The sequence below is a fragment of the Azospirillum largimobile genome (assembly GCF_977007025.2).
Genome location: NZ_CDRMUA020000001.1, coordinates 675,756 through 701,544 on the forward strand (window position 1 = coordinate 675,756; position 25,789 = coordinate 701,544).

Genomic DNA, 25,789 nt, shown 5'->3' on the forward strand with positions numbered 1-25,789 from the left:
CTTCGGAGCCCGTCATCCCGGTTACGGCCAAAGCCACACCCCGGCCAAGGTCAGGGCGTGCTGCGGTGCGTTAGTCCGAAAGGTGGGACACTTTTAGGATGTCTGTGGCCTTTGCTGTCAAGAAACCATTGCTTAACCGTTGCCGGTTTTCGGCCGAGTCCAGGGTTTCCGCCGAACGGCGGGCAGGCCGACCCGGATGCTGAATCGAAGCTGTTCGCGACTCGTTCGCAGCTGGTTCGATTACAGAACCGTAACGTGCGCGACTCGGGAGCGTCACCGTAGAATGACCCTGCCGGACCGGAAGGAAGGGCTCGGACATCCGTATGGCAGAGCTTCTGTTTTTCATGACGGACCTCGGCCTGCGCCGCTCCGCCCGGCCGGACGCCATAGCGGCGCACTCCCGAACCGCATCCTCCGAAAGAGTGAGCGCAAAAGGAGATTCATTCAGCCTTCGGTAAGGAATGAATCGCATGATTGTCGCGATGTAACCAATTTCACGGCGTCAACCTGCCCGTGCCCACCGCCTCCGCCCCTACCGCTTCCACCGTGTCCTTCTTTCGGCCCGATCAACTGGCCGAGGTGCTGGACCGGCACGCCCGCTGGATCAAGGGCCAGCCGGGCGGTGCCCGTGCCAACCTCGCCATGGCCGACCTGGAGGGTGTGGACCTGTCGCAGCGCGACCTGCGCGGCGCCCGTCTGGTCGGCGCGCGGCTGGCCCGCGGCCGGCTGAACGGCACCAATCTGGCCGGCGCCGACCTGTTCGGCGTCGATCTGCGCGATGCCGACATCAGCCGCGCCAACCTGATGCAGACCGATCTGCGCGGCGCCCGCCTGCGCGCGGCCGATTTCTCCAACGCCAACCTGAAGGGGGCGGACCTGCGCGCCGGCACGCTGGAGCCGGGCGGCAGCGCAAGGCGCGGCACCGGCCCCGATGCCCCCAGCGGACAGGACGCCGAAAGCGCCCGCCAACTCCACAAGGCGGCGCTCGCCCGCCTGCAGAACGGCACGACGGCCGAGGGTGGGATCCCCACCGACCTGACCGGTGCGGTGCTGCGCGGCGCCAACCTGTCCGATGCCGAGCTGACCGGAGCCGTGCTGCAGAACGCCGACCTGTCGGGGGCGGTCCTGAACGGCGCGGATTTGACCGGTGCGCGGCTGAACGGCGCCAACCTGTCGGGGGCGTCGCTCGACGGCACCCGCTTCGACAAGGCCGACATGGTCGGCACCCGCATGGCCGACTGCGACCTGTCCTCCACCCGGATCGCCACTGCGCAGATGACCCGTCCGATCGACAGCATCGGATCGGAGATTCAGCGCGCCATCTTCGACCATGAACGCTGGATCGACAGCGTCGGCCAGCGCGGCCAGCGTGCCGACCTGGACGGCGCCGACCTCAGCCGCGCCGACCTGCGCAACGTCAATCTCAGCGCCGCCTCCCTGCGCGGGGCGAACCTGTCGGCGGCGGCGTTGACCGGCGCCCGGCTGATGATGACGGACCTGTCCGGCGCCAATCTGGAGGGCGCCAACCTGATGGGCGCCGACCTGTCCGGCGCCAATCTCAGCTTTGCCGTGCTCACCAACGCCGACCTGACGCGGGTGCGGCTGGGGCCGGCGGCGATCAAGGACCCGTCGGGGCGCCCGACCGGCCGCTCCTGGGCCGCCAACCTGATGGGGGCCGACATGCGCGGCGCCCTGCTGGTCGGGACCTGCCTGGTCCAGGCCAACCTGTCCGACGCCAATCTCGACAGCGCCGACCTGGACGGCGCCGACCTTGCCGGCGCCAAGCTGCAGCGCGCCATGCTTCCGGGCCGTCCGCCCCGGCGGGGGTAGGAACCTCCGGGGTCGAACGCCAGTCCTCCCTCACGGCAGCCAGCCCCATCACGGCAGCCGGCTTCTCATGGGAGCCGTATCGTCACCGTGGTTCCGACGCCGGGGGTGCTGTCCAGGGTCAGCGTGCCGCCATGGGCCTCGATGAAGCGGCGGGCCAACGGCAGCCCCAGTCCGGTGCCCGCCTCGGCCTTGGTCAGATAATTGTGGACCTGCCGGAACGGCTCCATCGCGATCTGCAGCTCGTCGGCCGTCATGCCGACTCCGGTGTCGGCGATGACGATGACCGCGCCCCTGCCGTCCGGCCCGGCGGCTGCCTCCACCCGCACGGCACCGCCGGCGGGGGTGAACTTGATGGCGTTCGACAGCACGTTCAGCACCGCCTGCCGCATGCGGACCCCGTCCGCCGTGACCTGCAGGGTCCGGTCGATGCCGTCGCCGGTCAGCGTCACGCCCTTGCGCAGGGCCAGCGCCTCCACCAGCCCCATGCAGTCGTCCAGCAGCTCGCCCACCGGCACGCAGGCCGGGAACAGCTCCAGCCTCCCAGCCTCGATCTTCGCCATGTCCAGCAGTTCGTTGACGAGGTCCAGCAGGTGCCGGCCGGACTGGTGGATCGCCGTCATGTACTCGACATGCTTCGGCGGGGCCGGGCCGAAGATGCCGGACATCAGCGCCTCGGCGAAGCCGATGATGGCGTTCAGCGGCGTGCGCAGCTCGTGGCTCATGTTGGCCAGGAACTCGCTCTTGGCCCGGTTGGCGGCCTCGGCATGCTCCTTCTCGGATTCCAGCCGGCGGCGCTGTTCGATCAGAACGGCTTCGCGGGCGCGGCGCACCTCCTCCTCGGCGCTGCGGCGGCGGCGGTAGGCGCGGGCCACAAGCAGGGCCAATCCCAGCGTCGCGGCACAGGCCGCGGCAGCGCCGCCGACCACCGTCATGCGCAGGGCGTTCAGCCTCTGCTGCACGATCGCCGACGGCACGCCCAGCACCACCGACCATCCGGTCTCGGCGGAACGGTGGATGACGGCATGGACCTCCTGGCCGTCCTTCGTTTTGCCGGAGAACATGCTGTTGCTGCCGATCCGGATGCGTGCCTCCAGGGCCGTATAGACGCGCTGGCCCAGATGGGTTGCGGCATCGCGCGACCGGGCGGCGATCAGCATGGTCGGATCGATGACCGTGACCGTCCATTCCGGCGGGGTGTTGCGGGTCTGCAGCGCGCCGCCGAGCCCTTCCAGCCCCAGGGCGAGCGACAGGACATAGCGCACCCGGTCGCCCTCGGCGGCCGGATCGTATTGCAGGACCGGCGCGCGCAGGATCAGCGACGGTCGCCCCGGCGGCCCGCCCGGCGGCAGCACGCCGCCGATCGCTGCGCGGCGGCTTTCGATCACGTGGCGGGTGATCTCGTCCTGCCGCGGCGGCGGCAGCGGCTGGACGCCCAGCGGGTAATGGGTGTGGAAGGCGAAACGTCCGGTGTCGGTGTCGATCAGCCCCATCGCCAGCCAACCGTTCTGGCTGTGGGCGGCAGCGGTGGTTTCGTCATACAGCGCGCGCAGATCGCCGACGCTGGGCTGGACCAGGGCCGACAGCAGTTCCAGTGGTCGCAGCTGGCTCGCCAGTTCACGGTCGACCGCCAGCGACAGCGACTGCGCCACCGACTGCAGTTCGCCCTCCATCTTCCCGCGCTCGCGGGCGTCGAGCTGCCAGACCAGTATGGCGCCGAACAGCAGCAGGGGCGTGGTCACAGCCACGCCGATGGCGAGCAGGGAACCGGGCAACCGCAGGCGCAACCGTCGACGCTCCACTGCTAAGGCACCACCGGAGTGGCAAGGAATGGTCGGGGACGTGGCAGGCGGGGCAGGCCGGGGGCGCCCCCGGTCAAATCCCGGGTCACCCACCAGATCACGCGGCACCGGTCAGCAGCCGGGTCAGTTCCACCGCCGTCTTGACGCGCATCTTCTCGAACACATGGCTGCGATGGACCTCCACCGTGCGCATGCTGATGCCCAACTCGTCGGCGATGACCTTGTTCAGGCGGCCGGCGACGACCAGCTCCATCACCTGCCGTTCGCGCTGGGTCAGGGTCGCCAGCCGCGCCGCCAGCCCGGCCTGTCCCGCCTCGCGCTCGCGCTGTTCGGCGTCGAAGGCCAGGGCGTCGATCACCCGGTCGACCAGTTCGTTGTCGTTGAAGGGTTTTTCCACGAAGTCGCGGGCTCCCTTCTTCAGGGCGCTGACGGCGATCGGGACGTCGCCATGGCCGGTCAGGAAGATCACCGGCATCCGGCATCCCTTGGACAGCAGCCGGTCGAACAGCTCCAGCCCGCTCATCCCCTCCATGCGGATGTCCAGCAGAAGGCAGCCGGCCATATCCGGCCTCCACCCCTCCAGGAAGGCTTCCGCGGAGGGCCAGCCGGCCACCGGCACGTTGCGCGACTGGAACAGCCAGCCGAGCGCGTCGCGGATCGCCTCGTCATCGTCGACGATGTGGAGCGTGGTCATTCTGCGGCCTCTGCGCTTTGGTCTGAAACTCGGCCCGAGGGTTGGGCATGCACCGGCAGGGTGAACAGGAAACGTGTCCCGGCGGAGTTGCCGTCCGGGGCATCCTCCTCCTCCGCCACCGGTTCGAACCACAGCCGTCCGCGGTGGTGCTCGACGATGGAGCGGCAGATGTTCAGGCCCATCCCCATACCTTCGCGCTTAGTTGTGAAGAAAGGGGAAAACAGGCGCTCAGCCACATCGGGCGCCACACCGCATCCGCGGTCGCGGATCTCCGTCAGCAGCACGCCGTCCCCGGCTTCGTCCCCCCCTCCCTCCCGGCGGACGGTGACGGTCAGGCGGCGGTCGTCGCGCGGGGTGCGGGCCATCGCCTCGATTCCGTTGCGCATCAGGTTCAGCACCACCTGCTGCAGCAGGATGCGGTCGCCGGTGACCGGCGGCAGGTCGGCCGGGGCGTCCAGTTCCACCCGCACGCCCAGCCGTGCGGCGTCGGCGCCGGTCAGCCCAACACAATCCTCCAGCACGCGGGCGAGGGAGCAGGGGGCGACGTTGGGGTCGCGCTTGCGCACGAAGTCGTGGATTCGCCGCACCACCTGCCCGGCGCGCTTGGCCTGCGCGGCCAGCTTCTCCAGCGCCGCGGCGACCTCGTCGGTGTCGAACCGGCCGGAGCGCAGGCGGTTCAGGCAGCCGGTGCAATAGCTGGCGATGGCCGACAGCGGCTGGTTCAGCTCATGCGCCAGGGTGGAGGCCATCTCGCCCATCGTGATCAGGCGGGAGGTCTGCTGCAGCCGCTCCTGCTGCTGGCGGGCCAGCTCCTCGGCATGCTTGCGTTCGGTGATGTCGAGGACGGAGCCCATCCAGCCGGTCTGGCGCCCGTTGGCGTCGATCAGCGGCGCCTCGTAGATCAGCGCGTCGAACCGCTCGCCGTTGGCGCGCCGGAACCGCATCTCCAGCCCGGTTTCCGGCGCGCGCCCGGCCAGCACGTCCTGCAGGGCGGCCTCCGCCCGGTCGATCTCCTCCGGCAGCCAATAGGGCATCGGCGGGCCGCGCCCGACCAGATCCTCGGCCGCCAGGCCGACCATCCGGCAGAAGGCCGGGTTGACGTAGGTGATGCGCCCTTCCAGGTCGCGGGCGCGCATGCCCACGGTCAGGCTGTCCTCCATCGCCTTGCGGAAGGCATGCTCCTCTCGCAGGGCCTCCTCGGCGCGCAGGCGACCGGCGATGTGGCGGCGCAGCGACCACAGGCTCCACAGCGCCGATCCGGTCAGCGCGAAGATCGCCGCGACCAGGACGGTGCGGGTGACGTTGGACTCGCTGGGGTAGGCGGTGGCGACCAGAGCCAGCCCGTGGCCGGGCGGATCGAAGGGGATGACATGGCTCCTGGCCGGATCGGGTGCCGGACCTGTCATGGACCCGGGCACCACCATGCGCGATTTCGCCCCCAGCACGGTGCCTGTGACGTCGATCACCTCCAGCTGGTAGCGCTGGGCGAACCACCAGGGGACATGGTGGGTCAGCATCGCCTCGAACGAGAAGACGCCGACCAGCGCACCGGCGAAGACGCCGTCGCGGAACAGCGGGAAGGCGACGTCGAACCCGCGGTCGGTGACGTCGATCCGGTAGGGCGCGCCATAGGCCCTGAGGCCGGTGGACCGGGCGATGCGCATCGCGTCATGGCGGGTCAGCCTGTCGTCGGGCGGGCCGTCCGCGCCCGGCGTGCCGTCCTGGGGCAGCGGCGGCTCCGCCAGCATGGTGCGGCCCTGGGGGTCGAGCCAGAGCACCCGTTCGATCGCCGGGTTGGTGTTCACCACCAGCCGGGCCATTGCGGCGAACTGCCGCAGGTCCACCTCCGTCCGGCCCAGCGTCTCCGCCAGTCTCTCCAGCTTGTCCTCGTCGGATGCCAGCTGGAAATGCAGGTTCTGCTCCACCCACAGCGCGTCCTTGATCAGGGCCAGCGCCTCCTCGTCCCGCTCGTTGCGCTGCAGCAGCCACAGGAAGGCACCCAGCAGGACGACGACCAGCGCCATCGCCACCAGCGGCATGGCGTGCGGCACCGCCCGCCCGGATCGGGAGGCGGGCAGGGCGGCGGAGCCGGGGGTGCGGTCGGGCTGCGGCATCGGGATCGACACGAAAGTGTGGAGGCGGAGGACGATAGGGCCGGACGAAAGTGGGATAGGCCGACTCTGCGGATATCCACAATAGCCGCAATTCGTCAGATCATGAACAATGCGCAACAAGTTCAAGGCGGGACATTCCGCCCGACGGATAATCAACACCAGAGGGGAACGCACCTATGAAACTCGTGAAGCTCCTGTGCGCGGTGGCGGTCGGCGGCATGATGTCGGCCCCGATGGCGTTGTCCACGGCCTGGGCCCAGGACCAGATCGTGATCAAGTTCAGCCACGTCGTCGCTCCGGAGACGCCGAAGGGCAAGGGTGCCGAGAAGTTCAAGGAACTTGCCGAGAAGGCGACCAACGGCAAGGTCAAGGTCGAGGTCTATCCGAACAGCCAGCTCTACAAGGACAAGGAAGAACTTGAGGCTCTGCAGCTGGGCGCGGTGCAGATGCTGGCCCCGTCGCTGGCCAAGTTCGGTCCGCTGGGCGCCAAGGAATTCGAGGTCTTCGACCTGCCCTACATCTTCCCGAACAAGGACGTCCTGCGCCGCGTGACCGAGGGTCCGATCGGCAAGCAGCTGTTCCAGAAGCTGGAAACCAAGGGCATCATCGGCCTGGCTTATTGGGACAACGGCTTCAAGATCATGAGCGCCAACAAGCCGGTCACCAAGCCGGAGGACGTGAAGGGCCTGAAGATGCGCATCCAGTCGTCCAAGGTGCTGGACGCCCAGATGCGCGCGCTGGGCGCCCTGCCGCAGGTGATGGCCTTCTCCGAAGTGTACCAGGCGCTGCAGACCGGCGTCGTCGACGGCACCGAAAACCCGCCGTCGAACATGTACACCCAGAAGATGCATGAGGTGCAGAAGAACGCCACGCTGACCGACCACGGCTATCTCGGCTATGCGGTCATCGTGAACAAGAAGTTCTGGGAAGGCCTGCCGGCCGATGTCCGCACCGGCCTGGAAGGTGCGATGAAGGAGGCGACCGCCTACGCCAACGACATCGCCCAGAACGAGAACGACGTCTCGCTGGCCCAGATGAAGGCGTCGGGCAAGACCGCCTTCCACACCCCGACCAAGGAAGAGCGCGAAGCCTGGATCAAGGCCCTGAAGCCGGTCCACAAGGACGCCGAATCCCGCGTCGGCAAGGACCTGATCGAATCGATCTACAAGGAAGCCGCCGCCGCCGGCTTCAAGATGTAAGGGCTTGCGGGCGGGCGGCGTCTTCCCGCCGGAAGGCGCGCCCGCACCGAACCGGCATCCGCCTCATTCGGCCGTCATTCCCGCGAAGGCGGGGATCCGGACTTCCCGATACGTGAGCTCCGGCAGCCGCCCGGATCCCCGCCTTCGCGGGGATGACGGCCGAATGGCGCGCCGCGGGTTGTGCCGCGGCTCTCCAGCATACCTGACACCATCTCCGCCGACCGGGAGATCCCCCCGACATGCTTATGAAAATACTCGACCGCCTTGAGGAGACGTTGATCGCCTCCCTCATGGCGGCGGCGACGCTCGTCATCTTCGTGGCGGTCATGCACCGCTATTTGTCCGGCGTGGCCGTCATCCAGGATTACGTCATCCACTGGAACCTCGCCTGGGCCCAGGAAGTCTGCATCTACATGTTCGTGTGGATGGCCAAGTTCGGCGCCGCCTATGGCGTGCGCACCGGCATCCATGTGGGCGTGGACGTGGTGATCAACCGGCTGCGGCCGGACATCCGCGGCCGCTTCGTCGTCTTCGGCCTGCTGGCCGGCGCCCTGTTCACCGGCGTCGTCGGCGCTCTCGGCGCCAATTTCGTCTACCACATCGCCGAGACCGAACAGGTGTCGGCCGACATGGAACTGCCGATGTGGCTGGTCTATCTGGCCATTCCGCTCGGTTCCTTCCTGATGTGCTTCCGCTTCCTCCAGGTCGCCTGGACCTTCATCCGGACCGGCGAACTGCCCCACCACGATCATGCCCAGGTCGACGGCATCGACCCGGTCGAAGCCGCCAACGAGGGAGGCCCGGCGTGAACGCGCTCATCATCTTCGGGCTGCTGATTGCCCTCATGCTCACCGGCATGCCGATCTCCATCTCGCTCGGCCTGACCGTTCTGTCCTTCCTGTTCCTGATGACCGACGTGCCGGTCGCCGCGGTGGCGCTGAAGCTGTTCACGGGCATCGAGAAGTTCGAGATCATGGCGATCCCGTTCTTCATCCTGGCCGGCAACTTCCTGACCCATGGCGGCGTCGCCCGGCGCATGATCAACTTCGCCACGTCCATGGTCGGGCACTGGCACGGCGGGCTCGGCATGGCCGGCGTGCTGGCCTGCGCCCTGTTCGCGGCGGTGTCGGGCTCCAGCCCGGCGACGGTGGTCGCCATCGGCTCCATCATCCTGCCGGCCATGGTGGCGCAGGGCTTCCCGCGGAACTTCGGCGCCGGCGTCGTCACCACCTCGGGCGCGCTCGGCATCCTGATCCCGCCGTCGATCGTGATGGTGATGTACTGCGTCGCCACCACCGGCCATCCGCAGGCGCCCTCCATCGGCCAGATGTTCCTGGCCGGCGTGGTGCCGGGCCTGATGCTGGCGGCCTTCCTCGGCTTCACCACCTGGTACCGCGCCCGCAAGTTCGGCTATCCCCGCCTGCCCAAGGCGAGCGCCCGGCAGCGCTGGCTGGCGTTCCGGGAGAGCTTCTGGGGCCTGCTGCTGATCGTCGTCGTGATGGGCGGCATCTACACCGGCATCTTCACCCCGACCGAGGCGGCGGCGATGGCCGCGGTCTATGCCTTCATCGTGGCGGTGTTCATCTACCGCGACATGCCGCTCACCCGCGTGCCGAAGGTGCTGCTGGACAGCGCCAGCATGTCGGCGATGCTGCTCTACATCATCACCAACGCGGTCCTCTTCTCCTTCGTCATGACGTCGGAGCAGATCCCGCAGAGCATGGCGGCCTGGATCCAGGGCCAGAACCTGAGCGTCTGGGTCTTCCTGCTGGTCGTGAACATCGTGCTGCTGATGGCCGGCAACTTCATGGAGCCGTCGTCCATCGTCCTGATCATGGCGCCGATCCTGTTCCCGGTGGCGATGTCGCTGGGCATCGACCCGGTGCATTTCGGCATCCTGATCATCGTGAACATGGAGGTCGGCATGTGCCACCCGCCGGTGGGCCTGAACCTCTACGTCGCTTCGGGCATCACCAAGATGGGCATTACGGAGCTGACGGTCGCGGTGTGGCCGTGGCTGCTGACGATGCTGATCTTCCTCGGTCTCGTCACCTATGTGCCGGCGATCTCGCTTTGGTTCCCGCGCCTGATCGGCGTGATGTAAAGCCGCAAGTCGTCTGGGGATTTTTCGCCCGAGCGGTTGGGGCCGCGAAGTTCGGAAGGGGACTTCGCGGCCCCTCTTTATTGTACCCATACATTGTTGTGCATTGAAGCGGGCGCGCGGCAGGGCCTAAACTTGCAGTTCTCCCGCCGCCAGCCAGACCAGAGGTTAGCCTTGTCGGCCCAGTTCCTGCCCACAGCCTGCCCGCACGACTGCCCCAGCACCTGCGCCCTGGAGGTGGAACGCCTCGCCCCCGATCGCATCGGCAAGGTGCGGGGGGCGGCGGAGAACAGCTACACCGCCGGCGTCATCTGCGCGAAGGTCAGCCGCTATGCCGAGCGCGTCCATTCCCCCGACCGGCTGAAGACCCCGCTGCTGCGGACCGGCCCCAAGGGCTCCGGCCAGTGGGCGGAGATCGGCTGGGACGAGGCGCTGGACCGCATCGCCGATGCCTTCCTGACCGCCGAGCGCACTCACGGCCCCGAAGCCGTCTGGCCCTATTTCTACGCCGGCACCATGGGTCTGGTGCAGCGCGGCGCCATCCAGCGGCTGCGCCACGCCAAGGGCTATTCGCGCCAGACCAGCACCGTGTGCGACACGCCGGCCAACATGGGCTGGCTCGCCGGCTATGGCGACATCCGCGGCGCCGACCCGCGCGAGATGGCGGAAAGCGACCTGATCGTCAACTGGGGCGGCAACCCGGTGGCGACCCAGGTCAACGTCATGACCCATGTCAGCCGCGCCCGCAAAGGCCGCGGCGCCAAGCTGGTCACCATCGACCCCTATCGCACCGGCACGGCCGAAGTTTCCGACCTGCACCTGATGCTGCGGCCGGGCACCGACGGGGCGTTGGCCTGCGCGGTGATGCATGTGCTGTTCCGCGACGGCTACGCCGACCGCGCCTATCTGGACCGCCTCGCCGCCGGCACCGACCGGCTGGAGGCGCATCTCGCCACCCGCACCCCCGAATGGGCGGCCGGGATCACCGGCCTGACCGTGGCGGAGATCGAGGAGTTTGCCCGCCTCTACGGCACCACCAAGCGCAGCTACCTGCGCGTCGGCTACGGCCTGTCGCGCGCCCACAACGGCGCGGCGCAGGTTCATGCCGTCTCCTGCCTGCCGGTGGTCACCGGGGCGTGGCAGCACAAGGGCGGCGGCGCGCTCTACTGCTCGTCCGGCATCTACAAGCTGGACAAGACCCTGTCGGAGGGGCTGGACCGTCTCGACACGTCGGTGCGCAGCTTCGACCAGTCGCGCATCGGTGCGGTGCTGACCGGCGACCCGCGCGACCTGACCAGCGGCCCGCCGGTGACGGCGATGCTGATCCAGAACACCAACCCGGTGACGATCTGCCCGGATTCGACCCGGGTCCGCCAGGGCTTCCTGCGCGAAGATCTGTTCGTCGCGGTGCATGAGCAATTCATGACCGACACGGCCAAGCTGGCCGATCTGGTGATCCCCGCCACCACTTTCCTGGAGCATGACGACATCTACCGCGGCGGCGGCCAGATGCACATCCTGATCGGCCGCAAGGTGATCGAGCCGCAGTTCGAGGCGCGCGAGAACCACTGGGTGATCTCCGAACTCGCCCGCCGCGTCGGCGCCGAGCATCAGGGATTCGGCAAGACCGCGCTGGAGATCATCGACGCCATGCTGAAGGCGTCCGACCTGGGCGACGCGGCGACGCTGACCGAGCAGCGCTGGATCGACGCCCAGCCGGATTTCGAGACTTCGCATTTCCTCAACGGCTTCGCGCATCCCGACGACAAGTTCCGCTTCGCCCCCGACTGGGCGGCGCTCGGCCCCTATGGCGGCATGCCGGAGCTTCCCGACCACATGCCTCCCGGCCGCGATGCCGACGCCGAGCATCCGTTCCGTCTCGTCACCGCCCCGGCGCGCCAGTTCCTCAACACCTCCTTCACCGAGACGCTGACCGCCCAGCGCCGCGAAGGCCGGCCCACCGCGCTGATCCACCCGGACGACGCGGCCGGGCTCGGTCTGGCCGACGGCGACGCGGTGCGGCTGGGCAACCCGCAGGGCAGCGTCGTGGTCCATGCCAAGCCCTTCGCCGGCGTGCCGCGCGGCGTGGTGATCGTCGAAGGCATCTGGCCCAACAGCGCCTTCGTCGAGGGCATGGGCATCAACAGCCTGACCTCGCCGGAGCCGGTTCCGCCCGCGGGCGGCGCGGCGTTCCACGACACGGCGGTGTGGATGCGGGCGGCGTAGGTTCTGTAGCGGGTGCCCCCTCCCTAACCCTCCCCCGCGTTCCGCGGGAGAGGGAACTCCGCCACACTCCCGCAAAGCTCCTACTCCCTCTCCCGCGAAGCGGGGGAGGGATGGGGAGGGGGCACCCAACTCGACAACTCCCCACCCCCACATCCCACCCTTGCCCACACCCGCCGTGCGCCGCGCGCCCATCTCTGCTATGGCTGTGCCCCCATCCCAGAGAGACCGTGCAGCACCGCCATGACCGAAGCCGCCGCCTTCCTCAACGTCGCCAACTCCCTGTCCGGCAAGCGCTGGCAGGCGCGGCCCTGCGACGAGCGGCAGGCGCAGGCGCTGACCCAGGGGCGCGGGCTGCCGGAGATCGTCGGCCGGGTGCTGGCCGCCCGTGGCGTCACCGACGAGACCTGCGACACCTTCCTCAACCCGACGCTGAAGGCTCTGCTGCCCGACCCTTCGCGCTTCCGCGACATGGACCCGGCGGCCGAGCGCATCGCCCGCGCCATCCGCGACGGCGAGCCGGTGGCGGTGTTCGGCGACTACGACGTCGACGGCGCCACCTCCGCCGCTCTGCTGCGCCGCTTCTTCCGCGCGCTCGGCGCCGACATCCGCGTCTATGTCCCCGACCGGATCACCGAAGGCTATGGCCCGAACGCCGCGGCGCTGCTGCGGCTGAAAGGGGAGGGGGTGCGGCTGGTGGTGACCGTCGATTGCGGCATCTCCGCCTTTGCGGCGCTGGAGGCTGCCGCCGACGCCGGGCTGGAGGTCGTCGTTCTCGACCACCACGCCGCCGAACCGCGCCTGCCTCCCGCCGTCGCCCTGGTCAACCCCAACCGGCTTGACGAGGACGGCACCTATCGCACGCTCTGCGCCGCCGGTGTCACCTTCATCACCATCGTCGCCGTCAACCGCGCCCTGCGCCAGTCCGGCTTCTACAGCGGCCGGACAGAACCCAACCTGATGGAATGGCTGGACCTCGTGGCGCTCGGCACGGTGTGCGACGTGGTCCCGCTGACCGGCCTCAACCGCGCGCTGGTGGCACAGGGGCTGAAGGTGATGGCGCGGCGCGCGAACCCAGGCCTTGCCGCCCTGTCCGATGTGGCCGGGGTAAAGGACAAGCCCGACGCTTACCATGCCGGCTACGTCCTCGGCCCCCGCGTCAATGCCGGCGGCCGGGTGGGGGCGTCCGACCTTGGCGCCCGCCTGCTCTCCACCGACGATCCCATCGAGGCGATGGAACTCGCCCAGCGGCTGGAAGGCCACAACGCTGAACGCCGCACAATCGAACAGGCGGTTCTCGACGAAGCGCTTGAGCGCGTCGCCGCCGAGGCCGGGCGCGAGACCGATCTGGTCTTCGTCACCGGCGTCGGCTGGCACCCCGGCGTCATCGGCATCGTCGCCGCCCGCCTGAAGGAGCGCTACAGCCGCCCTGCTTGCGTCGTCGCCCTGGAGGAAACCGCCGACGGCACCGTCATCGGCAAGGCGTCGGGCCGCTCCGTGCGCGGTGTCGATCTGGGATCCGCGGTGATCGCCGCCCGGCAGGAAGGGCTGCTGCTGGCCGGCGGCGGCCACCGCATGGCGGCCGGCTTTACCGTGGCCGGCGACAAGATCGACGCGTTGCGCGATTTCCTGCACGGCCGCATCTCCGAACAGGTGGCATCCGCGCCGCTGGTGCCGACGCTGGAACTGGACGGCGCCCTGTCGGTCGGCGGCGCCAGCGTCGGTCTGGTGACCACCCTCGACAAGCTCGGCCCCTACGGCACCGGCAACTCCGAACCGCGCTTCGCCATCGCCGACGCCCGCGTCGTGCGCGCCGACGTGGTTGGCGCCAACCATGTCCGCTGCATCCTGCAGGGGAATGACGGCGCCCGGCTGAAGTCCATCGCCTTCCGCGCGTTGGACAGCGACATGGGGCAGGCGCTGCTCACCGGCCGCGGCACCCCCTTCCACCTCGCCGGGGTGCTGCGCATCGACCGCTGGAACGGGTCCGAGGGCGTGCAGTTGTTGATCGACGACGCGGCGCCTGCGCGGTCGGCGTAGAGGAACATCGTCGGCTGGCGATACCCCCACCTAACCTCCCCCGCTGGGCGGGGGAGGGACTGCCGCTGCCTTTCCAAACAAGCACTTGTCCCCTCCCCCGCCCAGCGGGGGAGGGTTAGGGTGGGGGGTTAACTTTGCCGACCGCCTGGAAGACCTCCTCAAACACCGCCACCAATGCCGATCCCCATGACCTCCATGACACCACGCCCACAAAAAAGTATCGGAGGATGCGAAAAAGCGCTTGCGCTCCCCGCCTCCGATCTTTAGAAACCGCGTCACCGCGAACGACGTCCCCGTCGTCTAGAGGCCTAGGACACCGCCCTTTCACGGCGGCGACACGGGTTCGACTCCCGTCGGGGACGCCACCTTCTCGAAGGTGCGCGACAAGCTTAGAAGGCCCGGCTGCATAGCCGGGCCTTTTGCTTTTGGCGAGTTTTGCGTCCGGCGGTTGCTCGCCGATCCTGTTTCGCCCATCCTGATTTTTCCGGCCGCAGCAGAGCTGACCGCTATGACCGCTCCGAACCCGTCCACCCCCGCCATCCCCCTCAGTGTCGCCCCGATGATGGACTGGACCGACCGGCATTGCCGGTACTTCCACCGTCTGCTGTCGCGCTCGACCCTGCTCTATACCGAGATGGTGACCACGGGCGCCGTGCTGCATGGCGACCGCGAGCGGCTGCTCGGCTTCGACGCGGCGGAACACCCAGTGGCGCTCCAACTCGGCGGCTCCGACCCGGCCGACCTCGCCGCCTGCGCCCGCATCGCGCAGGAGTGGGGCTATGACGAGGTGAACCTGAACGTCGGCTGCCCCAGCGACCGTGTGCAGTCCGGCCGCTTCGGCGCCTGCCTGATGGCGGAACCCGATCTGGTGGCCCGGCTGGTCGGCGCCATGCGCGATGCCGTCTCGATCCCCGTCACCGTCAAGTCGCGCATCGCCATCGACCAGATGGAGGAATGGCCGACGCTCGACCATTTCATCCGCACCGTCTCCGCCGCCGGCTGCAGCCACTTCATCGTCCATGCCCGCAAGGCCTGGCTGAAGGGCCTCAGCCCCAAGGAGAACCGCGACATCCCGCCGCTGCGCTACGACCTCGTCCACCGGCTGAAGGCGGAATATCCGCATCTGACCATCGCCATCAATGGCGGCATCAAGACTCTGGACGAGGCTTCGCTGCATCTCGGCAAGGTCGACAGCGTGATGATCGGCCGCGCCGCCTATGAAACCCCCTACCTCCTGGCCGATGCCGACCGCCGCCTGATGGACGGACAACCCGGCCCCGACCGCCATGCGGTGATCGAGGCCATGCTGCCCTACATCGAGGCGCGCATGGCGCGAGGCACGCCGCTGTCCTCCATCACCCGCCACATGCTGGGCCTGTTCCAGGGGCTGCCCGGCGCCCGCGCCTACCGCCGCCACATCGCCGAGAACGCTCACCGCCCCGGTGCCGGGCCGGAGGTGCTGGAACGCGCCGCTTCCCTGGTGCGGCGGCGTGCGGCCGATGAAATGACGGACGGGGCGGTGGAGGAGGCCGCGTGAAAGGCGCAGGCCCGGATGGAACACTGAACAGCCCCCGGAAAACCGTTTCACGGCGTTCCAAACGTTCCATCGGTTCTCACCGGGCGCCCCAACCGGACGGAATATGCGCCGTGCGTCCCGCATCGCTTGCGTGCGGGCAGGGTCCTCGCTAACTATGCCCACTTCATCGGACGGAGTGTAAGCGGTGCGGTACGTCAGCACGCGGGGCGCGGCCCCGGTCTTGGGTTTCGAGGACGTCCTTCTTGCCGGGCTGGCGCGCGACGGCGGCCTCTATGTGCCGGAGACCTGGCCGCAGTTCACGGCCGACGACATCCGCGCCATGCGCGGTCTGCCCTACAGCGAGATCGCCGTCCGCGTGATGCTGCCCTTCCTGGGCGGCGCCATTGCGGAGGACGACTTCCGCGCCATCGTCCGCGACGCCTATGCCAGCTTCGACCATGCCGCCGTGACTCCGCTGGTGCAGGTCGATCCGACCACCTGGGTGCTGGAGCTGTTCCACGGTCCGACGCTGGCATTCAAGGACGTGGCGCTGCAACTGCTCGGCCGCCTGTTCGACCATGTGCTGGCCAAGCGCGGGCAGCGGGTGACCATCGTCGGCGCCACCTCCGGCGACACCGGCTCCGCCGCCATCGAGGCCTGCCGCGACCGCCAGAACGTCGACATCTTCATCCTGCACCCCAAGGGCCGCACGTCCGAGGTGCAGCGCCGGCAGATGACCAGCGTGCTGTCGTCCAACGTCCACAACATCGCGCTGGACGGCACCTTCGACGACTGCCAGGACCTCGTGAAGGCGATGTTCAACGACGGCGCCTTCCGCGACCGGATGGGGCTGTCGGCGGTGAACTCGATCAACTGGGCCCGCATCATGGCCCAGATCGTCTATTACTTCACCGCCGCGGTGGCGCTGGGTGCCCCCGACCGCAAGGTCGCCTTCACCGTGCCGACCGGCAATTTCGGCAACGTCTATGCCGCCTATGGCGCCCGCGCCATGGGGCTGCCGGTGGAGACGCTGGTGGTGGGGTCCAACAGCAACGACATCCTGGCGCGCTTTTTCGCCAGTGGGAGCATGGTCGCGGCGCCCGTCGTGCCTACCTTGTCTCCCAGCATGGACATCCAGATCTCTTCCAACTTCGAACGGCTGCTGTTCGACCTGCTCGACCGCGACGGCACCGCGGTGACGGAAGCGCTGAACCGCTTCCGCGCCGAGGGCAAGTTCGCGGTGACCGACGCGCAGCTCGCCCGTGCGCTGGACATCTTCTCCGGCCACCGGGTGGACGAGGCCGCCACCATGGCGACCATCGCCGACACCTGGAAGGGCAGCCTCTATCTGCTCGACCCGCACACGGCGGTCGGCATCGGGGCGGCCAAGGCCGCGGTCGCGGCCGGCCGGGTCGATCCGTCCGTTCCCATGGTGGTTCTCGCCACCGCCCATCCCGCCAAGTTCCCCGATGCGGTGGAAAAGGCGACCGGCCGCCGGCCGGACCTGCCGCCGCGTCTGTCCGATCTTTATGTGCGCGAGGAGCGCCTGTCCGAACTGCCGAACGATCTGGCGGCGGTCCAGGACTTCGTCATCGCGCGCGCCCGCGCCGCCCAGGAGGCCGCATGAGTTCCATTCGTGTGACGACGTTGCCCAACGGGCTTCGCGTCGCGACCGACACCATGCCCGACGTGCAGTCCGTTTCGCTCGGCTGCTGGGTCGGGGTTGGCACCCGCAACGAGGCGGCGAGCGTCAACGGCGTCGCCCACCTCGTCGAGCATATGCTGTTCAAGGGCACCCGCCGCCGTTCGGCCTTCCGCATCTCCGAAGAGATCGAGAATGTCGGCGGGCAGCTGAACGCCTACACCACCCGCGAGCAGACGGCCTATTACGCCAAGGTCCTGCACGAGGATGCGCCGCTGGCGCTCGACATCCTGTCCGACATGATCCAGCACTCCACGCTGGACGCCGAGGAACTGGTGCGCGAGCGCACCGTGGTGCTTCAGGAGATCGGCCAGAGCGCCGACACGCCCGACGACATCATCTTCGACCATTTCCAGTCCACCGCCTATCCGGGGCAGGCCATCGGCCGTCCGGTGCTGGGCTCCGCCGAGATCGTCGGCGCCCTACCGCGCGAGGCGCTGGTCGACTACATCGCCGGGCATTACGGCGCCCCTGGCATGGTGCTGAGCGCCGCCGGCCGGATCGAGCATGACCGCATGGTCGATCTCGCATTCAAGGCCTTCGGCGACCTGCCGAGCGGCGCCCCGCCAAAGCCGGAGTCGGCCCACTATGCCGGCGGCGACTTCCGCGAGGACCGCGACCTGGAGCAGATGCACCTCGTGCTCGGCTTCGACGGGGTGGGGGTCCATGATCCCGACTTCTACGCCCATTCGGTGCTCTCCACCCTGCTCGGCGGCGGCATGTCGTCCCGGCTGTTCCAGGAGGTGCGGGAGAAGCGCGGGCTGGTCTATTCCATCTACACCTTCACCGGCGGCTACCATGACGGCGGCCTGTTCGGCGTCTACGCCGGCACCGGCGAGGACGAGGTGGCGGAACTGGTCCCGGTCGTCTGCGACGAGATCGCCAAGGTCGGCGCCGACGTGACGGAGGACGAGGTCGCCCGCGCCCGCGCCCAGCTGAAGGCCGGGACGCTGATGGCGCTGGAAAGCACGATGTCGCGCTGCGAACAGTTGGGCCAGCAGATGCTGATCTACGACCGCCCGGTTCCGGTGGAGGAGATCGTGGCGAAGATCGACGGTGTCGATCGCGACGCCGTGGTCAAGGCAGCCAGCCGCCTGCGAGCCAGCCGCCCGACCGTCGCCGCCCTCGGCCCGATCGCCAAGCTGGAAAGCTACGACCGCATAGCGGAGCGTCTCGCCTGACGATGAAGACGGTGGCCGCCTCCCCTCTGCCCCCGGGCTGTTCCCCCTCTCCCCCCCGGGGAGAGGGTCGGGGTGAGGGGGATGCATTGCGTGGATCGTTCGGCCAGCGGATCCCCCTCACCCTAACCCTCTCCCCGGGGGGGAGAGGGGATACAAAGGTGGGAGAGGGGCCGCAATCATGATCCGCCTTCTCGGCAGCGGCCTCATCAGCCCGCCCGCGGTCCGGCTCGACGGTCCGCATTGCTACATCCGGCCGCCGTTGCCGCGCGACTGGCGGGAATGGGCGGATCTCCGCGCCGCCTCGCGCGACTTCCTCACCCCGTGGGAACCCACCTGGCCGGCCGATGCCCTGACGCGGACCGCTTTCTCGCGTCGGCTGCGGCGGCAGGCGCAGGAGTGGCGGGACGATCTCGGCTACAGCTTCCTGATCTTCGACCGGGGAACCGATGCGCTGGTCGGTGGGCTCGGCCTCACCAACATCCGGCGCGGCGTCGCCCAGATGGGGACGCTCGGCTATTGGGCCGGCCAGCCCTACGCCCGCAACGGCTATGTGTCGGGCGGTACCCGGCTGGTCCTGGAGTTCGCGTTCGGCCAACTCGGACTGCACCGGGTCGAGGCCGCCTGCCTGCCGACCAACCTGCCGAGCCGCGGCCTGCTGGAAAAGGTCGGCTTCAGCCACGAAGGCTATGCCCGCGGCTATCTGCGCATCGACGGCGCATGGCGCGACCATGTCCTCTACGCCATCCTGCGCGAGGAATGGAAAGGCTGACCCCTCCGGTCCTTATCGCTGGTCCAGCTTGATCTCGATCCGGCGGTTCTTCGCCAGCGCCTCGTCCGAGGTGCCGGGGTCGATGGGCTGGAATTCGCCGAAGGCGGCGGCTGCCAGCCGTTCCGCCGGAATACCCTGGTCGATCAGGAATCTCACCACCGACAGCGCGCGTGCCGACGAGAGTTCCCAGTTGGAGGCGAACTGGAAGCGCACCGGCTTGATGTCGGTGTGGCCGTCCACCCGCAGGACCCAGTTGATATCGGACGGGATCGCCTTGCCGATCTCGATCAGCGTGCGGGCAAGATCGGCCAACCGCTGCTTGCCGGCCTCCTCAAGGGTCGCCGAGCCCGAGGGGAACAGCAGTTCCGACTGGAAGACGAAGCGGTCGCCGACGATCCGCACGTCCGGCCGGCTGCCCAGCGCCTCGCGGACCCGGCCGAAGAACTCCGACCGGTAGCGGGCGAGGTCCTGAACCTTGGCGGCGAGCGCCTGATTGAGACGCGCCCCCAACTCCGCGATCTGCACCTTCTGCTCGGCCGACGCCTTTTCCGACACCTCCAGTGCCGCCCCGATGCGGGCGAGCTGCTCGCGGAGCGCCAGAAGCTGCTGGTTCAGCAGGTCGATCTGCTGCCTGCTCCGGGTGCCCTCGGCCTGCTCGCCGGTCAGGGAGGCCATCAGGTCGCGGATGCGGATGTCGCGCTGCTCCAGATCCTTCCGGGCCTGGGTTTGATTGTCGGTCAGCTGCGATTCGAGCGACTTCAGCCGGATGTCGCGCTGGTCGATCTCCTTCTGCGCCAGCATCGTCTTCTCGGCGGCGGAGGCGAGTTCCGATTCCAGCGCCTTCGCCCGGTCACGGGTGGTGCCGAGTTCCGCCAGCAAAGCCTGACGCTGCTGTTCGGTCAGCTTGGCGGCGGCAGCGGCGGCGGCCAGTTCGCCCTCCAGCTTCTGCCGGGCGTCGCGCAGGGCCTTGATGTCGGCCTGCAGGCTGAGGATCTCCTTCAGCTTCAGGTCCAGCGTCTCGCGGTCGACACGGACGTTGCGCTGCAATTCCTCCAGCGTGCGGGCGGTGCGGTCGCGGTCCTCCTGCAACTGGCTCAGCGACAGCGTCATGTCGTCGCGCGCAGCGACGGAGGTCTGCAGCTCGGTCGACAGCTGGGTGATGTTGATGCGCAGGTCGGCGTTCGCCTCTCGCTCCATCGCCAGCAGGTCGTTCATCTCCGCGATCTTGCGGTTGAGCACGGTCAGCTGCTCGTCACGGCCGGTCAGCGCGGTGGCGAGGTAGAACTGGGTGACGATGAAGACCATCAGCAGGAAGATGACGACCATCACCAGGGACGACAGGGCGTCGACCCAGCCGGGCCAGGCGCTGGCGTCGCGATGGCCGTTGCGGCGGCTGATGCTGGCCATGGGGGCTCCCGGCGTTGGCCTTGGGGGTTCTGGGTGTCAGCGCTGCTGCTGGTCGGCTTCTTCGGCCAAGGCCGCGATGGTGCGGGCCAGCAGCTTGATCTCGCTGCGGATCTCCTGCACCGCCTGGACGCGGCCGTTGGAGGATTCCTCGACGATGCGGGCAAGGTAGATGTCCATGTTGCGCAGATGCTGGCGCGAGGCGTCGTCGAAGCCGCCCCCGGCGGTTTCCGCCAATCGGTCGAGCAGGCTTCTCACCTCCAGCTGGTTTTCGCCCAGCCGCAGGAGAAGCTGCTGTTCGGCCCGCATATGGTCGGTGAGGCTCGACAGCCGCTCGGTCAGCGCCATCAGGTTGGCGTTGGCGGCGCGCCGGCCTTCCTCGGCAGTGGCGACGGTACGCTGGAGGGAGTCGAGATTCTCCGCGGTCTGCTCCAGCAGGGCGGTCAGGTAGGCCGAGGCCGAGTGATCACCCGACTCGAGGCCGCTGGCCGCACCGCTCGACAGCCGGGTGGCGCTGGACAGCCAGTCCTCCAGATCCTGGAAGAAGCGGTTGTGGGCCTGGCTGGCCTGGAGTTCCAGGAAACCCAGCACCAGCGACCCGGCAAGGCCGAACAGCGAGGAGGAAAAGGCCGTTCCCATGCCGACCAGCGGCGCTTCCAGCCCCTGCTGGAGATGGGAGAACATGGTACCGACGTCGCCGCCCTGCACCGACAGGCTGCCGATCACGCCGCCCACCGATTGCACCGTGTGCAGCAGGCCCCAGAAGGTGCCGAGCAGCCCGAGGAAGATCAGCAGCCCGATCAGGTAGCGCGACAACTCCCGCGATTCGTCCAGGCGTGAGGCGATGCCGTCCAGCAGCGAGCGCATCGACAGCGCCGACAGGGTCAGCCGGCCGCGCCGCTCGCCCAACATGCGGGCCATCGGGGCCAGCAGCACCGGCTCCTGCAGCGAGGCGGGAGCGACGCCGCTCTGATACTGCTCCAGCCACGCCACTTCCGGGCGCAGCATCAGGACTTGGCGGAAGATGAAGGCGATGCCGGCGAGCAGCGTCGCCAGGATGACGCCGTTCAACGGCGCGTTGTTGAGGAAGGCGGCGCGCAAGGCCGGGAACAGCAGTCCGCACACGGCACCGACCACCACCAGGAACAGGATCATCCGGGTCAGGAACCGCTCCGGGCGTGTCATGAGGGAGGATACCTCCAGCGGTCGGGTCGTCGGGGTTGTGGCGGTCATGATGCTCCGAAGGGGTGTTCCGATCAGACCTCGCCCACGGGTGGGCCCACGGGTGGAGCGCTACTCGTTCAAGAAGACAACATCGATCCGGTCCGGCGTTCCGCCGGCCTCGTCGAGCCCCAGCGCGCGGACATCGACCCGGCTGCTGCGGATGCCGAAGGCGGTCAGCCGCTCGCGCAGGGCCAGCGCCCGGGCGAGCGACCGCTGCCGTGCCTCACGCGCCGTGTCCGCGGTGCCGCTGGCGTAGGAGCGCAGCTGCAGACGGGCGGTGTCGCTGGCGCGCAGCCGTTCGACGATCCGGTCGACCGTGGCGTCCGCGGTATCCGGCAGATTGGTGGTGTCGGCCGGGAACACAAGGCTCAAAACGCTCGAAGGTGGCAGCGTCGCCGCAGGAGGTGCCGCTTCCGGGGGAGGGGGCAGCGCCGCGGTGTCGGTCCGCGGAGAGGCCGGCTCGGTTCCGGGCATCGGTGCGGGGACTGCCTGCGTCGGCGCGGTGGCGACGGCCGGGGCGGACGGCGCTGCCGGCTGGGAGGCCGGCGGCTGGGCCGGGCCTTCGGTCATCTCCGGCGGGGGAGGTGCTTCGATCGGCTGCGGCAGGACGAGGCGCGGCGGCGCCTTCACGGCCGGCGGGGTGCGCAGGTTGGGGCGGGGCGGCACGGACAGCGGAACCGCGTTTTCCAGCGTCAGCCCGGCGGCAATCTGTGCGTTCGCCGGAGCCGCTTTCGCCGGTGCTGCGGCCGACAGGGCGGCAGGATGCAGCGCCCAGGCCGCGCACAGCGCGGCGGCGACGGCACGGTGTTTGCGGTCGGCGTGTCCCCAGCGGCCCAAAACGATGCGTCCCGTTAAACCCTTGTCTTGCAAACCATAGCCTATCGATCGCACCAGCGACAACCGCTCATCCGTCCCGCCCCGGTGTGGGGCAGGGCGGGCGGGCCGGTGCGGGCGAGGGGCTCAGCCCTTGGCGGACTTCAGCAGGCGGGCGACCGGGACCTGGAGGTGGCTGTTGGCGGCCAGCACATTGCCGGTGAACACCGGGTTGCGGCCACCCTCGATCTCGCCGACGAAGCCGCCGGCCTCGGTGACCATCAGCACGCCGGCCGCACAGTCCCACGGAGCCAGTCCGCGCTCCCAGTAGGCGTCGAATCGGCCCGCGGCGGTATAGGCGAGGTCGAGCGAAGCGGCGCCGAAGCGGCGAATGCCCGCGACTTCCTTCATCACCGCTTCCTGTTCCTTCAGGAAGGCGGCGTGGTCGCCCCGGCCCTTGAAGGGGATGCCGGTGGCCAGAACGCAGTCCTCCAGCCGGCGCCGTTCGGAGACGCGCAGGCGGGTGTGGTTGACGAAGGCGCCGGCACCCTTCTCGGCCCAGAACAGCTGGTCGCCGATGGGGGCGTAGATGACGCCGGCGACGATCTCGCCGTTGCGCTCGGCGGCGATGGAGATCGCCCAGTGCGGCAGGCCGTGCAGGAAATTGGTGGTGCCGTCGAGCGGATCGACGATCCAGCGCGCCTCGGCGTCGCTGCCCTTGGACGCGCCGCTCTCCTCCATCAGGAAGCCGAATTCGGGACGCGCCTTCTGCAGTTCCTCGCGCAGGGTGCGTTCGGCCTTCAGGTCGGCGGCGGACACGAAGTCGGCCGGCCCCTTGCGCGACACCTGGAGGTGTTCGACCTCGCCGAAGTCGCGGACGAGACCCCGGGCAGCCTTTTCGGCGGCGCGGACCATGACGTTGATGAGAGCGGAGCGGGTGGCCATGGGTGTTGGTGTACCGTTTTATGCAGGAACCAGAAAACAATACACCGGCCTCCGCGCATGGCGAAGACCGGTGATGGCAGAACCGACCTGGGAAGGATCAGTCCTTCGCGCGCTCGACATACTCGCCGGTGGCGGTATCGACGACGACGCGGGTCCCGGCCTCGATGTGCGGCGGAACCAGGATCGACACGCCGTTCTCCAGCTTGGCCGGCTTGTAGGAGGAAGAGGCCGTCTGGCCCTTCACCACCGGGTCGGATTCGGTGATCAGCAGCGTGACCTTGCCGGGGATCTCGACGCCCAGCGGCGAGCCTTCATGGCTCTGCACCGTGACTTCCATGCCGTCCTGCAGGAAGACGGCCGGCTCGCCGATGATGTCGCGCGGGATGGCGACCTGCTCGAAGCTTTCCTTGTCCATGAAGGTGAAGCTGTCACCTTCGGCGAAGAGGAAGGTCATCTCATGCTCGTCCAGGCGAGCGCGCTCAACGGTCTCCTGGGTGCGGAACCGCTCGATCGACTTGTTGCCGGTGCGAACGTCCTTCATTTCCAGCTGGATGAAGGCGCCGCCCTTGCCAGGCTGCACGATGGCGGTTTTGGTGATGACCCAGAGCTTACCGTTGTGCTCCAGCACATGGCCGGGGCGCATCGTGTTGGCATTGACCTTCATGGCGTACTCGTGAATTCCAGAATCAGGGCGGCGCGGACCCTACCAGCTTGACCGCCCATAGGCAACGGCGCGGAACGGTAACGGCGGGCGATCCGGGCGATTCGCAAACGATTCTTCAGCGAATCGGGGCGGCCAGTTTAGAATTTTTCCAGCGATGCGACGTTTGAAACGGTTTTGCCGCCCCTGTTCACTGTTCCATTCGTCCCGATCGCCACGGCTGGCCCGCGATGGGCGGAGTTTACCACGGTGCGGCCCCCGGCGGTAAGCGGGGGCGGCAAAACTGTGGGGCAGGGCCGGGGGCTGTGACCAATGGCGAGCCGGCTTGAGTACGCCGCCCGTGGGTGCTCTGATGCGCCGGCACCCCTTTCGACTTTGCAGAAGAGCGCGCCGCATGCCCGCCCACCGATCCCCCGAGCTTCCCCCCTGGCACCCCGAGGCGCTGGCTCGGCGCCGGCCCTATCTGGCAGCGCGCGGCCGGGTGCTGAACGCCGTCCGCCGCGTGTTCGAGGAGCTTGCCTTCGTCGAGGTCGACACGCCCGCCCTGCAGGTGTCGCCGGGAATGGAGCCGCATCTCCGGGCCTTTGCCACCGAACTGCAGGGTCCCCATCCGGACGACCGCCGGCCGCTGTACCTGCACACCAGCCCGGAATTCGCCATGAAGAAGCTGCTGGTTGCGGGCATGCCGCGGCTGTGGCAGCTGGCGCATGTCTACCGCAACGGCGAACGGTCGGGCACCCACGCGCCGGAATTCTCCATGCTGGAATGGTATCGGGCGGGCGACGGCTACCGCACCCTGATCGAGGATTGCCAGGAGCTGCTGCGGGCCGGGGCGGAAGCCGGCGGGCGGCGGAGCTTCACGTTCCGCGGCATGACCTGCGATCCCTTCGGCGTCTGGCGGGTGCTGACCGTACCGGAGGCGTTTCGGGAATATGCGGGCATCGACCTGATGGCGACCTATGACGGCAGCCACGATCCCGATCCGGCGGCGCTGGCGGCGGAGGCCGCACGCATCGGCATCGCCCCCCATCACGGCGACCGCTGGGAGGACATCGTGTTCCGCATCATGTTCGACCGGATCGAGCCGCATCTGGGCGACGGCGTTCCCTGCGTGCTGACCGACTATCCGCTGTGCATGGCGGCGCTGTCGCGGCCGAAGCCGGAGGATCCGCGGCTGGCCGAACGGTTCGAGCTGTATGCCTGCGGGCTGGAACTGGCGAACGCCTTCGGCGAGTTGACCGATCCGGCGGTGCAGCGCGCCCGCTTCGAGGCCGACATGGAATTGAAGGAGCGGCTGTACGGCGAGCGCTTCCCGGTGGACGAGGATTTCCTCGCGGCGCTGGAGCATGGCATGCCGCAGAGCAGCGGGATCGCCATGGGCTTCGACCGGCTGGCGATGCTGTGCAGCGGGGCCGAGAGCATCGAGCAGGTGCTGTGGCTGCCGGTGGCGGGGGTGTGAAGGAGGTGGGGGTGTCCCCCTCTCCCCCCTGGGGAGAGGGAAGGGGTGAGGGGGATGCACATGGTGAACTTTTGAGGAAAGCCTGGCACCGCGATTCTTGAAGATCCCGGCAACG

General features: G+C 68.7%; 19 protein-coding genes and 1 tRNA gene. 12 read left to right on the plus strand and 8 right to left on the minus strand.

Annotated elements, in window-relative coordinates; genetic code table 11:
• Positions 1–513: 513 nt before the first annotated feature.
• Entirely contained in the window at positions 514–1,830 is a 1,317-nt protein-coding gene (locus tag ACWPKK_RS03210) for a pentapeptide repeat-containing protein (RefSeq protein ID WP_452001003.1), read from the plus strand.
• Between the two features lie 65 nt (positions 1,831–1,895).
• Here the strand turns inward: ACWPKK_RS03210 and ACWPKK_RS03215 are convergent, their stop codons facing one another.
• From ACWPKK_RS03215 to ACWPKK_RS03225, 3 genes are all read right to left on the minus strand, one after another.
• Positions 1,896–3,602: a sensor histidine kinase gene (locus ACWPKK_RS03215; protein WP_452001005.1), complete on the minus strand. Its 1,707-nt coding sequence runs from the start codon at positions 3,600–3,602 to the stop codon at positions 1,896–1,898.
• A 124-nt stretch (positions 3,603–3,726) separates the two neighbouring features.
• On the minus strand, positions 3,727–4,323 hold the full coding sequence (locus ACWPKK_RS03220) for a response regulator transcription factor (RefSeq protein ID WP_324865546.1): 597 nt from the start codon (positions 4,321–4,323) through the stop codon (positions 3,727–3,729).
• On the minus strand, positions 4,320–6,437 hold the full coding sequence (locus ACWPKK_RS03225; RefSeq protein WP_452001007.1) for a PAS domain S-box protein: 2,118 nt from the start codon (positions 6,435–6,437) through the stop codon (positions 4,320–4,322). Before ACWPKK_RS03225 ends, ACWPKK_RS03220 begins: the two co-directional genes overlap by 4 nt.
• Before the next feature lie 176 nt (positions 6,438–6,613).
• On the opposite strand from ACWPKK_RS03225, the gene ACWPKK_RS03230 reads away from it, so the two are divergent.
• The 10 genes from ACWPKK_RS03230 (at position 6,614) to ACWPKK_RS03275 (ending at position 19,168) form a co-directional block, all read left to right on the plus strand.
• A complete protein-coding gene (locus tag ACWPKK_RS03230) occupies positions 6,614–7,636 on the plus strand; it encodes a TRAP transporter substrate-binding protein (protein WP_452001009.1) in 1,023 nt (340 codons plus the stop codon).
• A 239-nt stretch (positions 7,637–7,875) separates the two neighbouring features.
• Entirely contained in the window at positions 7,876–8,445 is a 570-nt protein-coding gene (locus tag ACWPKK_RS03235; RefSeq protein WP_310114446.1) for a TRAP transporter small permease, read from the plus strand.
• Positions 8,442–9,740 carry a TRAP transporter large permease gene (locus ACWPKK_RS03240; protein WP_310114444.1) on the plus strand — a complete coding sequence of 433 codons (1,299 nt, stop codon included), beginning with the start codon at positions 8,442–8,444 and terminating at the stop codon, positions 9,738–9,740. The genes ACWPKK_RS03235 and ACWPKK_RS03240 overlap by 4 nt, the downstream gene beginning before the upstream one ends.
• A 171-nt stretch (positions 9,741–9,911) precedes the next feature.
• Complete coding sequence (locus ACWPKK_RS03245; RefSeq protein ID WP_452001010.1) at positions 9,912–11,963, plus strand: molybdopterin-containing oxidoreductase family protein; 2,052 nt, start codon at positions 9,912–9,914, stop codon at positions 11,961–11,963.
• A 240-nt stretch (positions 11,964–12,203) separates the two neighbouring features.
• Complete coding sequence (recJ, locus tag ACWPKK_RS03250; RefSeq protein WP_452001012.1) at positions 12,204–14,000, plus strand: single-stranded-DNA-specific exonuclease RecJ; 1,797 nt, start codon at positions 12,204–12,206, stop codon at positions 13,998–14,000.
• A gap of 289 nt (positions 14,001–14,289) precedes the next feature.
• Positions 14,290–14,365 (plus strand) — tRNA-Glu (locus ACWPKK_RS03255).
• A 143-nt stretch (positions 14,366–14,508) separates the two neighbouring features.
• A complete protein-coding gene (gene dusA, locus ACWPKK_RS03260) occupies positions 14,509–15,537 on the plus strand; it encodes a tRNA dihydrouridine(20/20a) synthase DusA (RefSeq protein ID WP_452001014.1) in 1,029 nt (342 codons plus the stop codon).
• Between the two features lie 184 nt (positions 15,538–15,721).
• Positions 15,722–17,143: a threonine synthase gene (thrC, locus tag ACWPKK_RS03265; protein WP_452001016.1), complete on the plus strand. Its 1,422-nt coding sequence runs from the start codon at positions 15,722–15,724 to the stop codon at positions 17,141–17,143.
• Entirely contained in the window at positions 17,140–18,399 is a 1,260-nt protein-coding gene (locus ACWPKK_RS03270) for a M16 family metallopeptidase (protein ID WP_452001018.1), read from the plus strand. The genes thrC and ACWPKK_RS03270 overlap by 4 nt, the downstream gene beginning before the upstream one ends.
• A 178-nt stretch (positions 18,400–18,577) precedes the next feature.
• Entirely contained in the window at positions 18,578–19,168 is a 591-nt protein-coding gene (locus ACWPKK_RS03275; protein ID WP_149223205.1) for a GNAT family N-acetyltransferase, read from the plus strand.
• 12 nt (positions 19,169–19,180) lie between these two features.
• Here the strand turns inward: ACWPKK_RS03275 and ACWPKK_RS03280 are convergent, their stop codons facing one another.
• The 5 genes from ACWPKK_RS03280 to efp all read right to left on the minus strand — a co-directional run bounded on the left by ACWPKK_RS03280 (position 19,181) and on the right by efp (position 24,218).
• The gene (locus ACWPKK_RS03280) at positions 19,181–20,575 is read right to left on the minus strand and encodes a peptidoglycan -binding protein (RefSeq protein ID WP_452001020.1); all 1,395 of its coding nucleotides are present in this window, start codon (positions 20,573–20,575) and stop codon (positions 19,181–19,183) included.
• A 36-nt stretch (positions 20,576–20,611) separates the two neighbouring features.
• The gene (locus ACWPKK_RS03285; RefSeq protein WP_452001022.1) at positions 20,612–21,805 is read right to left on the minus strand and encodes a flagellar motor protein MotA; all 1,194 of its coding nucleotides are present in this window, start codon (positions 21,803–21,805) and stop codon (positions 20,612–20,614) included.
• 60 nt (positions 21,806–21,865) lie between these two features.
• Entirely contained in the window at positions 21,866–22,633 is a 768-nt protein-coding gene (locus ACWPKK_RS03290) for an OmpA family protein (RefSeq protein ID WP_452001023.1), read from the minus strand.
• Positions 22,634–22,756: 123 nt separating this feature from the next.
• The gene (locus tag ACWPKK_RS03295) at positions 22,757–23,554 is read right to left on the minus strand and encodes an inositol monophosphatase family protein (RefSeq protein WP_149223209.1); all 798 of its coding nucleotides are present in this window, start codon (positions 23,552–23,554) and stop codon (positions 22,757–22,759) included.
• Between the two features lie 97 nt (positions 23,555–23,651).
• Entirely contained in the window at positions 23,652–24,218 is a 567-nt protein-coding gene (gene efp / locus ACWPKK_RS03300; protein ID WP_063634101.1) for an elongation factor P, read from the minus strand.
• A gap of 391 nt (positions 24,219–24,609) precedes the next feature.
• Between efp and epmA the strand changes: the two genes are divergently transcribed.
• The gene (gene epmA / locus ACWPKK_RS03305) at positions 24,610–25,674 is read left to right on the plus strand and encodes an EF-P lysine aminoacylase EpmA (RefSeq protein WP_452001025.1); all 1,065 of its coding nucleotides are present in this window, start codon (positions 24,610–24,612) and stop codon (positions 25,672–25,674) included.
• Positions 25,675–25,789 lie beyond the last annotated feature (115 nt).